This window comes from Streptomyces sp. NPDC048623, assembly GCF_040650755.1.
In the GTDB taxonomy this organism is placed as follows: Bacteria; Actinomycetota; Actinomycetes; order Streptomycetales; family Streptomycetaceae; genus Streptomyces.
Window position 1 is genome coordinate 83,004 of sequence record NZ_JBEZHV010000023.1, and the last position, 13,329, is coordinate 96,332.

At 71.9% G+C, this 13,329-nt stretch carries 16 protein-coding genes; 7 read left to right on the forward strand and 9 right to left on the reverse strand.

From position 1 onward, the window contains the following. The first annotated feature begins 260 nt into the window (after window positions 1-260). A complete protein-coding gene (locus tag AB0C73_RS28450; RefSeq protein ID WP_362535713.1) occupies window positions 261-980 on the forward strand; it encodes a SigE family RNA polymerase sigma factor in 720 nt (239 codons plus the stop codon). Between the two features lie 583 nt (window positions 981-1,563). Here the strand turns inward: AB0C73_RS28450 and AB0C73_RS28455 are convergent. Further along, window positions 1,564-2,193 (reverse strand): ATP-binding protein, encoded by a 630-nt coding sequence (locus AB0C73_RS28455; RefSeq protein WP_362535714.1) that lies wholly within the window; start codon window positions 2,191-2,193, stop codon window positions 1,564-1,566. A 121-nt stretch (window positions 2,194-2,314) separates the two neighbouring features. Here AB0C73_RS28455 and AB0C73_RS28460 point away from each other — a divergent pair, with 121 nt between their 5' ends. After that, entirely contained in the window at window positions 2,315-2,707 is a 393-nt protein-coding gene (locus AB0C73_RS28460) for a hypothetical protein (RefSeq protein WP_362535716.1), read from the forward strand. 71 nt (window positions 2,708-2,778) lie between these two features. Here AB0C73_RS28460 and AB0C73_RS28465 read toward each other — a convergent pair whose 3' ends face one another. The 6 genes from AB0C73_RS28465 to AB0C73_RS28490 all read right to left on the reverse strand — a co-directional run bounded on the left by AB0C73_RS28465 (window position 2,779) and on the right by AB0C73_RS28490 (window position 8,384). Further along, window positions 2,779-3,495 carry an SDR family oxidoreductase gene (locus AB0C73_RS28465; RefSeq protein WP_362535718.1) on the reverse strand — a complete coding sequence of 239 codons (717 nt, stop codon included), beginning with the start codon at window positions 3,493-3,495 and terminating at the stop codon, window positions 2,779-2,781. Continuing rightward, window positions 3,492-4,070 (reverse strand): VOC family protein, encoded by a 579-nt coding sequence (locus AB0C73_RS28470; RefSeq protein WP_362535720.1) that lies wholly within the window; start codon window positions 4,068-4,070, stop codon window positions 3,492-3,494. The genes AB0C73_RS28465 and AB0C73_RS28470 overlap by 4 nt, the downstream gene beginning before the upstream one ends. Window positions 4,071-4,081: 11 nt before the next feature. Beyond that, entirely contained in the window at window positions 4,082-4,864 is a 783-nt protein-coding gene (locus tag AB0C73_RS28475; protein ID WP_362535722.1) for an antibiotic biosynthesis monooxygenase, read from the reverse strand. Between the two features lie 100 nt (window positions 4,865-4,964). Beyond that, window positions 4,965-6,389: an MFS transporter gene (locus AB0C73_RS28480; RefSeq protein WP_362535724.1), complete on the reverse strand. Its 1,425-nt coding sequence runs from the start codon at window positions 6,387-6,389 to the stop codon at window positions 4,965-4,967. A gap of 31 nt (window positions 6,390-6,420) precedes the next feature. After that, a complete protein-coding gene (locus tag AB0C73_RS28485) occupies window positions 6,421-7,554 on the reverse strand; it encodes a ferritin-like protein (protein WP_362535726.1) in 1,134 nt (377 codons plus the stop codon). A gap of 17 nt (window positions 7,555-7,571) precedes the next feature. Continuing rightward, complete coding sequence (locus tag AB0C73_RS28490; protein ID WP_362535728.1) at window positions 7,572-8,384, reverse strand: DJ-1/PfpI family protein; 813 nt, start codon at window positions 8,382-8,384, stop codon at window positions 7,572-7,574. A gap of 224 nt (window positions 8,385-8,608) precedes the next feature. Between AB0C73_RS28490 and AB0C73_RS28495 the strand changes: the two genes are divergently transcribed. The 5 genes from AB0C73_RS28495 (at window position 8,609) to AB0C73_RS28515 (ending at window position 12,674) form a co-directional block, all read left to right on the forward strand. Then, the gene (locus tag AB0C73_RS28495) at window positions 8,609-9,400 is read left to right on the forward strand and encodes a hypothetical protein (RefSeq protein ID WP_362535730.1); all 792 of its coding nucleotides are present in this window, start codon (window positions 8,609-8,611) and stop codon (window positions 9,398-9,400) included. Between the two features lie 93 nt (window positions 9,401-9,493). Next, window positions 9,494-10,039: a DJ-1/PfpI family protein gene (locus tag AB0C73_RS28500; RefSeq protein ID WP_362535732.1), complete on the forward strand. Its 546-nt coding sequence runs from the start codon at window positions 9,494-9,496 to the stop codon at window positions 10,037-10,039. A 79-nt stretch (window positions 10,040-10,118) separates the two neighbouring features. Further along, window positions 10,119-10,850, forward strand: a complete 732-nt coding sequence (locus tag AB0C73_RS28505; RefSeq protein ID WP_362535734.1) for an HAD family hydrolase — start codon at window positions 10,119-10,121, stop codon at window positions 10,848-10,850. 72 nt (window positions 10,851-10,922) lie between these two features. Continuing rightward, window positions 10,923-11,588 carry a type 1 glutamine amidotransferase domain-containing protein gene (locus AB0C73_RS28510; protein WP_362535736.1) on the forward strand — a complete coding sequence of 222 codons (666 nt, stop codon included), beginning with the start codon at window positions 10,923-10,925 and terminating at the stop codon, window positions 11,586-11,588. 189 nt (window positions 11,589-11,777) lie between these two features. After that, on the forward strand, window positions 11,778-12,674 hold the full coding sequence (locus tag AB0C73_RS28515) for a LysR family transcriptional regulator (protein WP_362535738.1): 897 nt from the start codon (window positions 11,778-11,780) through the stop codon (window positions 12,672-12,674). 64 nt (window positions 12,675-12,738) lie between these two features. Here AB0C73_RS28515 and AB0C73_RS28520 read toward each other — a convergent pair whose 3' ends face one another. Together AB0C73_RS28520 and AB0C73_RS28525 are read right to left on the reverse strand one after the other, a co-directional pair. After that, window positions 12,739-12,990, reverse strand: coding sequence for a type II toxin-antitoxin system RelE/ParE family toxin (locus tag AB0C73_RS28520; RefSeq protein WP_362535740.1), 252 nt, complete (start codon window positions 12,988-12,990; stop codon window positions 12,739-12,741). Further along, window positions 12,987-13,238 (reverse strand): type II toxin-antitoxin system Phd/YefM family antitoxin, encoded by a 252-nt coding sequence (locus AB0C73_RS28525; RefSeq protein WP_362535742.1) that lies wholly within the window; start codon window positions 13,236-13,238, stop codon window positions 12,987-12,989. The genes AB0C73_RS28520 and AB0C73_RS28525 overlap by 4 nt, the downstream gene beginning before the upstream one ends. Window positions 13,239-13,329: the final 91 nt, after the last annotated feature.

The window sequence follows — 13,329 nt, forward strand, 5'->3', positions numbered from 1 at the left end:
TGTCCGACCGGCGGACTCCGGCCGTTCGGGTGGGACCGTCCAGCCGGCGGAGTCCGACCGGACTCCGACCGGACTCCGACGGGACTTCCGCCGGACTCCGCCCGTTCGTGACCGGCGTCCAGTCACGTCTCCGTGCCGCCCCCGCCTGTGACACGCCTGTGACAGTCGGCGGACACCGCGATGAAGTGCGCCGGGCAGGCTTTTCCCCATCAAGGACCTGCACCAAGGGCCTACGGATTCCGACCGACGGGGGGCGCGAGATGAACGCACTGCACAGCACCACCTCAAGCGCAGTTGTCACGCGTCTCCACGACGTCACGCGGAACACCGAGAAGTCCGGCGTAGCGGGCGGGCGGGGGTGCGCTCGCAGCGTCGGGCGTCAGCACAAGGCGCCGTACATGGTCGCCGTGGCTGACGGGGGAGCGGCGTACGGGGAGGTCACGGGGGAGCGTTCCTGCTCGGAGGCCGAGTTCACGGCCTACGTCCAGGAGCGCCGGGCCTCCCTGTACGCCACCGCCTACCACCTGACCGGTGACCGTTTCGAGGCCGAGGACCTGCTCCAGAGCGCGCTGTTCTCCACGTACCGCGCCTGGGACCGGATCAGCGACAAGGCCGCGGTCGGCGGCTACCTGCGCCGCACGATGACGAACCTGCACATCAGCGCCTGGCGCCGGCGCAAGCTCAACGAGTACCCGACCGAGGAGCTCCCGGAGACGGTGGGCGAGACGGACGCGATGCGCGGCACCGAGCTGCGCGCGGTCCTGTGGCAGGCCCTGGCCCGGCTGCCCGAGCTGCAGCGCACGATGCTGGTGCTGCGCTACTACGAGGGCCGGACCGATCCGGAGATCGCGGAGATCCTGGACATCAGTGTCGGCACGGTGAAGTCGAGCATCTGGCGCTCGCTGCGGCGACTGCGCGAGGACGAGGTGCTGAGCTTCGGCCGTGACGAGGAGGAGTCCTTCGGCGAGCTCGTCGCCTGAGGGCACACGGGGGAAATACGGGGGGGAACGGGGAACACGGGGGACCGTACGGGGGTACGGGGCACGGGGGAACCGGCGAGGGCCGGGCAGGATCGGGGGATCCTGCCCGGCCCTCGGCGCGTTGTGCGCGGGTGCGTGGGCGCGCGCGGCGCGGGAGGTGAACGGGCTCCTGGTGCCGGCCGGCCGGAGGGCTGCGCCCGCCCGCCAGGGCTTCGCCTGGCGGAGCGATGGCCTGCGTCGCCTCGGCGTGCGTCGGGGTGGTGCCTGTCCGGCGGGGTTTCGCCTGGCGGAGCGATGGCCTGCGTCGCCTCGGCGTGCGTCGGGGTGGTGCCTGTCCGGCGGGGTTTCGCCCGGCGGAGCGATGGCCTGCGTCGCCTCGGCGTGCGTCGGGGTGGTGCCTGTCCGGCGGGGTTTCGCCCGGCGGAGCGATGGCCCGCGGCCGCTCAGCGCGCCGCCGGCGCGGGGTGGTGCCTGTCCGGCGGGGCTTCGCCCGGCGGAACGGCGGCCCGCGTCGCCTCGGCGTGCGTCAGGGTGGTGCCTGCCCGGCGAAGCTTCGCCCGGCGGGACGATCGCCCGCGACTCCTCAGCGCGCTGCCGGCGTGCGGCAGCGGCCCGCCGCTGCCGCGGCGAGCCGGCCCAGGGCCTCGTCCTTGGCACACGGGTGGGCGCCCAGGGCGGTCTGGCGGGCCACGATCGAACGCTCGGCGCGCATCAGACGCCAGCCGCGGCGCAGCAGGAACGGCACCGACTTGCGGCCCTCCTTGAGGTCGCGGAGCAGCCGGCGGCGGAAGGTCGTCGAGGGCCGGCCGCGCAGACACAGCGCGTCGGCGAGCACACCGAGCTCGCGGCAGCGGTCCACGATGTCGGCGGCGAAGATGCCCTCCGCCACGAACAGCGGCGTGCGCTCGATGTCGAGGACCTCGTGATCGGTCCGGGAGCTGGTGGCGATGTCGTACACCGGCACGTCGGTCCGTCCCGTACGGCACAGCTGCACGATCGCCGCGACGGCCGCGTCCGCGTCCCAGGAGAGCGGCGAGTCCCAGTCGATGTCGGAGCTGCCCTCGACGCAGGGGAGGGAGGGGTCGTCGCCCTCCTTGTAGAAGTCGTCGAGGCGCAGGACCGGCAGGCCGGTGCGGGCGGCGAGGGACGACTTGCCGGAGCCGGAGGGGCCCGCGAGCAGGACGACCCGGGTCGGGATCGGTTGGGAACTCACGGGACACCAGTGTGAACCATTCCCCCATCGGGGGACCCCCGCGGTGACCCGTTGGTATCCAGCATCACACCTCCACTACTGTCGGTGCCCGCCCGACCACCCTTCGGAAGGATCCCCCCTCATGGCGAGTCACGCCGCTCCCCGTTCCTCCCGGCGCAGCGCCCTGCTGAAGGCCGGACTCACCGTGACGGCGGCCGGCGCCGCCCTGCTCGGCGCGGGCGCCGCGGCCCAGGCCGCCGACGGTCTGGGCGTGCCCCTCCCGCTGGACAGCCTGACCAAGACGGACGGCGCCGCCGCCCTGGAGGGCGTCGGCCAGGGCGTGAAGCCGCTGACCCAGCTCCAGATCGACCCGCTGGCCAACACCGGGGTGGACCCGCTCGACAACGGCCTCGGCACTCAGGTCGCCGACTTCAAGCCGGTCGGCACGACCATGGTGACCGACCTGGTGACGAAGGGCGGAGCGCTCGCGGACCTGCCGGTGGCGGGGCCGCTGGCGCAGGGCCTGCTGCCCTAGGGGACATACGCGTAGGGGCCCCGGCCACGGTGAATTCCGGGCGTCGGGGCCCCTAGGGCCTGTCCGGCGGCTCAGTTGACCTGGCCGGTCGGGCGGACCGTGACGGTGGTGACGTCGACGCCCTCCGGCTGCCCGAGCACCCACAGGATCGCGTCGGCGACGTGCTCGGCCGTCAGGGCCGGGCCCGGCGGAGTGCCGCCGCGGGAGTCCCAGAACGGGGTGTCGACCTTGCCCGGCGCGATCAGGCTCACGCCCACGCCCGACTCCGTCACCAGCATCCGGGTGTTCTCGGCGAGGGCGTGCACCGCCCACTTGGTGACCGAGTAGAAGTTCCCCGGGCCGTACTTGAGGCCGGCGACCGAGCCAAGGAGGACGATCCGGCCGCGGGACCTTTTCAGCTCCTCAAGGGCCGCCCGGATCAGCAGCGTCGGGCCGAGGACGTTGGTCAGGAGCATCGACCGCATCGCCTCCGGGTCCCCGTCCGCGACCGACGCGTGCGTGGAGTACCCGGCGTTCGCGACGACATGGTCGAGGCGCCCGAACCGCTCCACCGCGGCCCGTACCGCACCGTCCACCGCCGTCTCGTCGGCCGCGTCACCGGGCAGGAGCAGCAAATCGCGCGGGGTGCCGAGGGAGGCCGCGAACCGCTCCAGCTTGCCCGCGTCCCGGCCGGTGGCGGCGACCCGGTGCCCCGCCTTGAGCAGCCGGCGCACGGTCTCGGCGCCGATCCCGGTCGACCCGCCGGTGATCAGGGTGACGGGCGCCCCGGTGGTGTCCGTGGTGGTCATGGATCCTCCTGTTTCCGTGCTGCTCGCGGTGCTCGTGGTGCTTGTGGTGCTTGTGGTGCGTGCGGTGCTTCTCGTACGGGTTCCCGTACGGGTGCCTGTGTCTGTACGGGCTCCAGTACGGGTTCCCGTACGGGCTCGGGCAGGGCCGGCATCGGCGGGCCGCCAGGCTGCCAGGTGGCCAGGAAGCCGGCCTGGAGAGCGGCGTCCACGAGCTCGACGTGCGCCCCGAGGCCCTTCAGATGGTGGTAGACGTACGGCCGGCCGAAGGGGCAACCCGAGAACTCGACCGGAAATCCCCCCTCGGACAGGCGCCGCGAACCGGCCTCGGCGTCCTCGGACCAGAACCCCAGATGGTGGAAGCGCGGGCCGTCCGAGGCGTCCCACGGACCGCCCGGGCCCACCGCCTCGATCAGCTCGACGAACGGCGGGCCCGGGCGGCTGAACACGATCCGGTACTCCCACTCCCCGATCCGGCCGGACCGGGGCTCCGCCCACCCGATCCCGGCGGCGGCCCGCAGTTCGCGCATCGCCGCCGCGAGATCGGGTACGGCGAACCCCACGTGGTAGAAGGACATCCGGCGCCGCCCTACCGGCCGGAGAGCCCCGGATAGCGGCCCGTGGCCACCCACTCGTCCATGGCCGGGCGGTCCTCCAGGCCGACGTACTCGACCCGTACGCCCTGGAGGTCCGGCGCGGTGATGACCGCGAACGGGGTCTCGCCGGGGCCGGGGCGGAAGTACGCGTCGATGCCGACGCCCTCGGCCTCCAGCTTCTTCACCCGCGCCGCCATGTCGGCCTCCCAGACCCCGTAGTACAGGACCTTCCCCGCGTGCTCCAGGGACGTGATGCCGTCCCCGTCCGCCTGGATCAGCTCGTACTGCGGGTACGACGTACGGGAGAAGACGGCCGTCATCCGGGCGGGGCCGCCCTGCCCGCCCTGCTCCAGGTACGGGATCTCGAAGGTGGCCGGCTCGGCGAACTCGATGCCGAACCAGGACGAGTAGAGCTCGGTGGCCTCGGCCAGGTCGGGCACGACGACGCCGATGTGGAAGGCGGACTCGGGCAGCGCGGGCCGTCCGTCGGCCGGCCGGAAGGACTCCAGGAGCGGCGGCTCCGTCAGGCAGTCGAGGAGCTGAGGGATGAACTCGGCCAGGTACGGGGTGTGCTTGTGGAACTCGAGGGCGGCCTCGTCCGCGTACTCCTCGATGACCAGGCGCTCGCCCGGCCGGTCGGCGGAGACGACGTAGTCGAACCGCAGACAACCGGGCTCGTGGGCACGGATGTTGCGTTCCAGGTCGGTCATGAGCGCGTCGAGGCGGCTCTCGCAGCCCGGCTTGACCAGCTGCCGGGCGGTCGCGGTGATCGTCACGGAAGACTCCTGTCCCAGATACGTGAAGTGGAGGGGTGGAAGGGCGCGGCTCGCGGCCGACGTCAGGCGGCTGCCCGGCCTCAGGCGGTCGCCGCCGGCGTCACGTGGTCGTCGGTGCGGACGGCCGCACCACCGCCACGAGCAGCAGGGCGAGCAGCCCGCCGCAGGCGAGCACCACGCCCGAGGTCCCCAGCGTGGTCAGCGGCGCGAGGGCGGCGACGCCGAGCGCGCTGCCTGCCTGCCGGCCCGCGTTGAAGGCGCCCTGGGCGGTGGCCGCGAGCTCCTTCGGCGCCGCGATGGCCATGTCCGCGGTGGCCGCCGGAATCGCGAGCGTGGCGCCGAACGAGAGCGTCACCTGCGCCGCGATGACCAGGGCGAGCGGCACCTCGTCGGAGGCGAACGCGAGCACCGCGCCCGCCGCCGTCGTCAGGACCAGACCGGCGAGGATCACCCGCCGGGCCCCGATCCGTGCCACCAGACGCCCGGTGACCAGCGGCATGACGCACATCGGCAGGGTCATGGGCAGGAAGGCCGCGCCCGTCTCCAGGGCCGACATGCCGCGCTCGTTCACCATCCACTGCGTCAGCGCGTACAGGACGCCGTAGAAGACGAACGAGGCCATCGCCCCGGCGACGATGTCCGCCCGCACCCGGGGCAGCCCCATCAGCGCGCCAGGCAGGATCGGCGCCGCCGCCCGGCGCTCCACGGCGAAGAGCGCCGCGAAGGCCGCCGCCGCGATGACCAGGGCGAGCACCGGCCACGGCCGCCCCCACCCCTCGGTCCCCGCGTCGATGAGCCCGAAGGAGAGCGCCGCGAGCGCCACGACCGAGAGCGCGATACCGGCCCGGTCCACCGCCCGGACCGAGTCCGGCCGGCCCGCGGCAATCCCCCGCGAGGCGACCAGGGTGCCCAGGACGAGCACCGGGTTGACCAGGAACACCAGCCGCCAGCCGCCCAGTTCGACCAGCGCGCCGCCGAGGACGGGGCCCGCGATCAGACCGGTGGAGGAGACGGCCGCCCAGACGCCGATCGCCTTCGCGCGCTCGCCCGGATCGGCGTACAGACCGGCGAGCAGCGCCAGGGACGCCGGCACCATCCCGGCCGCCGCGACCCCGAGCAGCGCCCGTCCGCCGATCAGGAAGGCGGCGCCCGGGGCCGCGGCGCAGACCAGCGACAGGACACCGAAGGCGAGCAGCGCCCCCCGGTAGACGCTCCGGGCGCCGAAGCGGTCGGCGACCGCGCCGGAGGCGAGGAGCAGCCCGGCGAAGACGATCGTGTACGCGTCGACCGTCCAGGGCAGGGCCGCGGCACTCGCCCCCAGATCCGAACGGACGTCGGGCAGCGCCACATTGAGAATGGAGGTGTCGAGCAGGACGAGGAAATTGCCCGCGGCGATTCCAGTGAAAAGGAGCCGCCTGTTCGGTGTCGGTGTCGGTGTCGGTGTCGGTGTCGGCGTCGGCTTCGGCTTGGCACGCCGGACGGTATCGGCCGCCCGGTCGCCGGCCCGGTCGCTGGCGAATGTCATGAGAATCCCGTTTCCCCCGGCGCCTTTCGGCTCACACGGAGTTGTTGAGGAAGCGCGGCCCGTAGAAGACCGGCGCGTCGAGATCGGTGTGGCGTTCCAGGGCGCGGAACTCGGCCGGATAGAGCTCCCGCAGCCGGCCGACGACCGGCCGCGGAATCTCGTTGCGCATGATCGTGAAACAGGAACGGACCCGCATCTGGTCCATCTGGGTCACCGCCGCGCCGAGCGTCGGCCACCAGATCTCCACCGGACCGTTCCAGGTGGCGTCGAGCGCCGTCATCATCTGGGTGTAGGCCTCGTCGAACGCGTCGAGTTCCTTGCGCACGTCGGGGCCGCGCGGATCGAGGGCGAGGACCGCCTCGTACCCGTCGGCCGGAACCGCCAGGGTGTTGACGACGACCGGCCAGGCGATCTCCTCGCCGGTGAAGAACTCCCGCTCCGTCTCCCGCGCGAACGGCACCCCCTCCCGGGGCAGATAGCGCCGCCCGTACCGCAGTTCGGCGAACCGGGCGTAGTGCGAGCCCTCCTTCTGGAAGACCTCGGCGGCCGTCTCCACGGTGCCGCGGCCGCCGCCCTCGCCCTGCTCGGTGATGACGTCGAGCGCGGCGAGGAACGAGCCCACCGGGTCCGGGTCGTCCCGCTCGAAGGTCCGGTAGCCGAGGTTCCCGCCGACCTGGTGGGACGGCCCGCCCCGGCGCACGGCCGCCTCGACCGCGCGGGCGTTGTGGGCGATGGCCGCCCGGATCGCCGCGTAGAACGAGCCGATGGTCGGGTACGCGGCCGCCCGCTGCCGCGAGTTGAGCAGGAAGTCCGGCGCCTCCAGGCGCATGAACGCCTCAAGGGCGGGACCAGACAGCTTCGCGAGCCGCGGCCGCAGGTCAGGGGCGACCCCGCCGGGAAGTCCCGTACGGCCCGCGTACGCCGGCCGCAGGCCCTTGATCGCGGGCGAGCCGCCGAGCGCGGCGACCATGTTGGCGGCGATGGCCATGTGGACCATCTCCTCCATCAGGACGCTGCGGATGGTGTTGTACGACGGATAGTTCTGCACCTCAAGGGAGTACATGGCGGCGCAGTACAGGGGCATGGTGGCGTGCTCCAGGGCGATCGCCGTCTGGAGCGCTCCGCGGATCCAGACGAGGTCCCGGAGCTCGACCGGTGTGGGCATCGAAGGCTCCCGGATGCTCAGGCCTGGGCGGCGTCGTCGCGCGGCGGGTAGAGCATCGGCTGGAAGAAGTCCTGGAAGGACTCCTCCAGTTCGGGGTGCTGGTAGAACTCGGGGCCGGTCTCCTCGAAGATCACGTCGCCGATGCCCCCGATGGTGTCGAACATCATCGAGACGATCGTGCCGACCTCGCGGCCGAAGTAGTGCGCCACCATGGCCACCGCGCCGCCGTTCACGCCGTACGAGCCGGTGAACGTCCACAGCCGCGAGGCCGTGTCGCCGATCCACATGCGGCGGGCCACCGGCACGTTGAAGCCGTCCTCGCGCAGCCCGCGGGCGACGGCCGCCACGCAGGTCAGGGTCTCGTCGTTGACGATCCCGGAGCGGGCGACGACGCCCACGCCCGAGCAGTTCGCCGCGATGATCCGGCCGGCCTCGTGGTGCCGGCGGATCAGCTTGTGCACCCGGTCGTCGGTGAGCAGCGCGCCCGAGCCGACGCCGCCGGGGATGTAGAGGATGTCGTACAGGTCGTCGTCGCCGAGGACCGCGTCGGCCACGACGTTCGTGCCCATCTGCATCTTGATCACCCCGGGCTCCAGGGCGACCAGGCGCACGTCGAGCTCGCGGTCGGCGGCCTCCCGCTGCCAGGGCGCGATCTGCCCGCTGGTCACCATGGCCGTGCCCTTGAAGATCTCCAGCGGGGTGATCGTGTCCTGCTCCGAACACGCCTCGTACCCCAGGACGGCGATGGAGTCGATCTGGACCGGCGACTCGATCCGGCCCCGGGACTCGATCCGGCCCGGCGCGCCGGCCGTGGATCCACGTGTACTCACAGCTGCTCCCCCTTCGTGTCGGTACGGAAAGCCTGCCAACGGCCCCCGGGCCCGTTCAAATAAGCGATCGGGGGAGGGGCATTAGTTTCGTGGGGCCCCGCTGATCGTTATCGGGGACTGTGGCGCCGACTATTCGCGTCGCAGGTGCCGGTGTGTCTAATGTCCATTCCGAGCCGGAACGACACGACGGCTCGACAACTCAACTGCTCGATTGGGGGATCGACATGTCTGAGCTGACGCAGAACAAGACACGGAACAAGACCCAGAACGGAAATCGGGGTGCCGAAACGGCGACCCGGATAGATCCGGGGCCCAGGGATTTCGCCGCACTGAACGAGGTCGTCCGCAAGGGATCGCGGATCGGGAACGAGAGCCTGGACGGCGACGGGCATCTCAACGAGATCATCCCCAAGCCCTGGGGAATGGAATACCGGGTCTACGTCGACGACTTCATCGACGTCTGGAACCTGAGGATCGACGCGGGCGAGTCCACGTCGATGCATGTGCACCCGCGCAAGCTGACCTATCTGCTCTGCCTCGCCGGTGAGGGCGTCACGGACACCCTGACCGGCAGTGTCCCGGTGAGCACCGGATCGGTCCTGCGGATCGGCGGCGGCGCCTTCCACTCCTCGCGGAGCCTGGGGCCCGGACCGCTGTGGCTGGTCGAGGTCGAGGCCCCGCGCAACAAGTTCGACCTGATCCGGCTGCGCGACGACTACGACCGCCAGGGGACGGCGTACGAGAGCGAGCACGCCGAGGCGCCCGACCTGCCGGCCCGCCCGGTCACCTATCTGCCGCAGGCGCGGCTGCGGGACGCCTCTCCGGAGAAGGAGTTCGCCTTCTCCATCCGGGCCGGCGCGGACATCTTCTACCGGCGCCAGGAACAGGACCTGTTCCACATCCCGCTCGGTCTGACCGGCGTGGTCACCGGCGAGGTCGACATCCTCGCCCCGGCACAGGGCGACGGCCGGCGGCCCTCGCTCGACCAGTACTACCTCTCGCTCGCGCGCGGCTGACGGCACGTCGTCCCGCCCATCTCAGAACGCACGCAGACACAGATGCAGATGCAGTCGCAGTCGCAGTCGCAGCCGCAGACAAGGAGCACACCCATGCCCAGTGCCGTCATCATCACCGGCCCCGGATTCCAGGACCACGACGTCGTCTACACCTACTACCGGCTCCTCGAAGAGGGCTGGCACGTGGACGTGGCCACCAAGAACGGCGCCGACGTCGTCGGCAAGTACGGCGTCCCGCTGCCCATGGACAAGACCGCCAAGCCGCTCGTCGCCTTCCAGGAGCTCGACGCCGACGCCTACGACGCGGTGATCCTCACCGGCGGCCACGAGGCGCCCGACCGGGTCCGCCAGGACGCCCACGTCCTCGACTTCCTGCGCGCCATGGACGCCCGCGAGAAGGTCGTGGCGGGCCTCTGCCACGGCCCCTGGATCATGGTCTCCGCCGGTGTCCTCAAGGGCCGCCGCGCCTGTGCGTACATCGGCCTGCGCGACGACGTCATCAACGCGGGCGCCGACGTCGTCGACTCCGACGTCATCGTCGACGGCCACATCATCACCTGCTCGTACTACGCCTACGTCGGCCGGTTCATGCAGCAGGTCTTCGCGACCGTCGCCGCGAAGCGGGCGACCGCGGCCTGAACGCCTGGCCCGCCCGCCCCGCCCGCCGCGGCCGCCCCGGTGGCCGGCCGCGGCCGGCGCGCAGCCCTGAGGAGGCACCTTGCTGATACTCGACTTCGACGGCGTCATCGCGGACGCCTTCACCGAGTGCGCCGTGGTCACGTACTACGCCGACCAGGACCCGGACACCGTCGCGGACCGGCCGGTCGCCGCGCTGGCGGAGGCCCTCCCGGCCGCGTTCGTCGCCCGCTTCCGCACGGTCCGCACCTACGCCAGGACCCTGGGCGACTTCATGGTCGCCCGCGATCCGGCCGCCGGTGAGGTACGCGGCCTCGCCGACTACGAGGCCCTGGCGGCCCGCGTCCCGCCGGCCCGGCTCGCCGCCCTGGTCAAGGGCGCGACCGAGGTGCGGGGCGCGCTGCGGGAGCGGCGGCGCGAGGAGTGGCTCGCCCTGCACACGCTCTACCCGGGCATCGCGGACCTGCTCCACCGCCACCGGGGCCGGGGCACCTCGATCGTCACGGCGAAGGACGCACGGAGCGTGTGGGAGATCCTCGCCCACCACGGGCTCGACGTCACCGTGGCGCAGGTCGTCGGCGGATGCTCCGACAAGCGGACGGCGGTGCGCCGGATCGCCGAGACCGACGGGCTGCCGCCGGACGCGGTGACGTTCATCGACGACCACATCACCAACGCGCTCGCCGTGCGCGACACGGGCGCCACCAGCCTGTGGGCGTGGTGGGGCTACCACACGCCCGAGCACGTCGAGCGGGCCGTGGCCCGCCGGCAACGGCGGGTCTACCTGCCGGAACTCGCCTCGCTCGAAGCCTGACGACTCACCCGCCCCGCCCCACCTCACTCATCCGCCCCATCAGACTCGGTCCACCCATCCGGAGGATTCACCATGCCCAAGGTTCTCTTCGCCCTCACCTCGCACGGCCGGCTCGGCGACACCGGCCGCGCCACCGGTTTCTACGTCCCCGAGGTCGCCCACCCCGCCGAGGTCTTCCGGGCCGCGGGCTGGGACGTCGCCTTCGTCTCCGTCGCAGGCGGCCGGCCCCCGCGGGACGGGGTGAAGCCCGGCGACACCGTGACCGAGCGGTTCCTCGCCGAGCACGAGGAGGCGCTGTCGGCCACCCCCGCCGCCGAGGCCCTCGACGCCGCCGACTACGACGCCGTCTACTTCGCGGGCGGCCACGGCACCATGTGGGACTTCCCCGGCGCGACCGCGCTGGCCCGGCTCGCCGCCGGGGTGTACGAGCGCGGCGGCATCGTCGCCGCGGTCTGCCACGGGCCGGCGGCCCTGGTCAACCTCACCCTGTCGGACGGGTCCCACCTGGTCGCGGGCAAGCAGGTCTCCTCGTTCACCGACGCGGAGGAGGCCGCCGTCGGGCTGACCGACGTCGTGCCCTTCGCCCTGGAGACGGCACTGACCGAGCGCGGCGCCAAGTTCACCAAGACCGAGAACTTCGCCGAGCACGCCGTGGCGGACACGCGCCTGGTGACCGGCCAGAACCCGGCCTCCGCCGCGAAGGTCGCCGAGCTGGTGCTGCTCCAGCACGCCGGCTGACGGCGCCACCGCCCGTACCGACAGGTCCGCGCAAACGGACCTGTCGGTGCGACTTTTGCATTTTGCGATGTCTTGAAATTGGGTCCCGCACCCCCGCGGCGGAGGAAGGTAGGCTCGAAAATGCTGGGCTGTAGTGCGCGCGATGGGGACGCGTGCCGGCCGGCATCCGGTTGGGGGGCCGGTACGCATATGCAGTTGGGATGGTTGCAAACCTTTGTCGCCGTGTGCCATACGGGCTCGTTCACGAAGGCCGCGCGACAACTCGGCCTGACCCAGCCGGCCGTGACGCAGCAGATCCGCGGTCTGGAGAACGAGCTGGGCAAGCCGCTGTTCCACCGCACGCCGCAGGGCGCGACACCGACGGCCGAGGGCAAGGCGCTCGCGCACGAGATCGAGAGCTCGATGGCCGAGATCAACGCCGCCGTCTGCCGCCACTTCGGCGAGAGCACGGAGAGCCGGCCCGTGCGCCTCGGCGGCCCCGCGGAACTCGTCACCACCCGGGTCATGGGCTCGATCAGCCGGCTCGTCGCGGCCGGCCTCGACGTCCGGATCAGCCTGGGCGAGTCCCCGGCGCTGCTCGACGACCTCAAGAGCGGCTACCTCGACATGGTGGTCTCCACCGTGCACCCCAAGCAGCGCGGCATCGACCATGTCCCGCTGACCGACGAGGAGTTCGCCCTGCTCGCCTCGCCGCAGGTCGCCGCCGGCATCCCGGAGGGCGCGCTCGCGGCGGAGGGCCCGAGGGTCCTGGAGAAGCTGCCGATGATCGCGTACGCGGAGACGCTGCCGATCATCCGCCGCTACTGGCGCACGGTCTTCGACGCGCTGCCGAGCCATCCGCCCGCCGTGGTCGTCCCCGACCTGCGCGCGGTCATCGCGGCCGTGGCCTCCTCGGCGGGCATCTCGGTCCTGCCGACCTATCTCTGCACGGCCGAACTCGCCTCGGGAGCCCTCGTCCCGCTCGTCGAACCCGAGATCCCGCCCATCAACACCCTGTACCTGGCCACCCGCTCGGGCGCCCTGACCGAGCCGCGCCTCGCCGAACTGCACGAACTGCTCGTCCGCGAGGCCCGGGAATGGACCTGAGGCGCGGAGCGGGGTGCGACTCCTCCCGAGGGAGAGGCGTGCGGCCTCTTGCACGGGCTGATCTTCAGGCGGTTCGGCCGAGGTGGGTGACCAGGATGCGGATCACGGAGTCTTCGACGATGTACAGCACCCTGTAGTCACCGACGTGCAGGCGGCGCACATCCTGCGATCCGTAGGGGATGGAATCGCGCGGGCGTGGCTGGGTCGCCAGGGCGTCCACGGCCTCGTACACGGCTGCCAGTCCAGTCGGATCCTCCTTGAGGAACCTCGTGGCCGCGTTCGTGGCGCGCGGTTCCCAGATGATCTCGTAGGTCACTTACGGAGCCCCAGCATCCGGCCGACCTCTTCGTGCGGGATACCCGGCCCCAGCTCTCCCCGCTCCTTCCTCAGCTGGTAGTCGGCCACCGCAAGGGCGTCTTCCAGGTCCTCTATCACCTGGGGCGAGATGAGGAGGGCGGCCACGTGACCGTGGTCGGTGAGGGCGATGGTCTCGCGGCCGTGGGCGGCGCGGCGGACCAGGTCGCCGAGCTGGGCGCGGGCGGCACTGATGGCGATCTCAACCATGCACACAGGATGGCACATGATTACTCTTGTGAACAATTAATGTGACTAGATGCAGACTCTTGTCCGTCGTGATGATGCCGCAAGAACCTGT

Bases quoted from the DNA above. Each gene is read 5' to 3' on its own strand.
- AB0C73_RS28485 (WP_362535726.1), bottom strand. From the start codon at position 7,554: ATGCCCACACCGGTCGAGCTCCGGGACCTCGTCTGGATCCGCGGAGCG.
- AB0C73_RS28480 (WP_362535724.1), bottom strand. From the start codon at position 6,389: ATGACATTCGCCAGCGACCGGGCCGGCGACCGGGCGGCCGATACCGTC.
- AB0C73_RS28510 (WP_362535736.1), top strand. From the start codon at position 10,923: ATGCCCAAGGTTCTCTTCGCCCTCACCTCGCACGGCCGGCTCGGCGAC.
- AB0C73_RS28495 (WP_362535730.1), top strand. From the start codon at position 8,609: ATGTCTGAGCTGACGCAGAACAAGACACGGAACAAGACCCAGAACGGA.
- AB0C73_RS28500 (WP_362535732.1), top strand. From the start codon at position 9,494: ATGCCCAGTGCCGTCATCATCACCGGCCCCGGATTCCAGGACCACGAC.
- AB0C73_RS28470 (WP_362535720.1), bottom strand. From the start codon at position 4,070: ATGTCCTTCTACCACGTGGGGTTCGCCGTACCCGATCTCGCGGCGGCG.
- AB0C73_RS28525 (WP_362535742.1), bottom strand. From the start codon at position 13,238: ATGGTTGAGATCGCCATCAGTGCCGCCCGCGCCCAGCTCGGCGACCTG.
- AB0C73_RS28465 (WP_362535718.1), bottom strand. From the start codon at position 3,495: ATGACCACCACGGACACCACCGGGGCGCCCGTCACCCTGATCACCGGC.
- AB0C73_RS28450 (WP_362535713.1), top strand. From the start codon at position 261: ATGAACGCACTGCACAGCACCACCTCAAGCGCAGTTGTCACGCGTCTC.
- AB0C73_RS28515 (WP_362535738.1), top strand. From the start codon at position 11,778: ATGCAGTTGGGATGGTTGCAAACCTTTGTCGCCGTGTGCCATACGGGC.
- AB0C73_RS28460 (WP_362535716.1), top strand. From the start codon at position 2,315: ATGGCGAGTCACGCCGCTCCCCGTTCCTCCCGGCGCAGCGCCCTGCTG.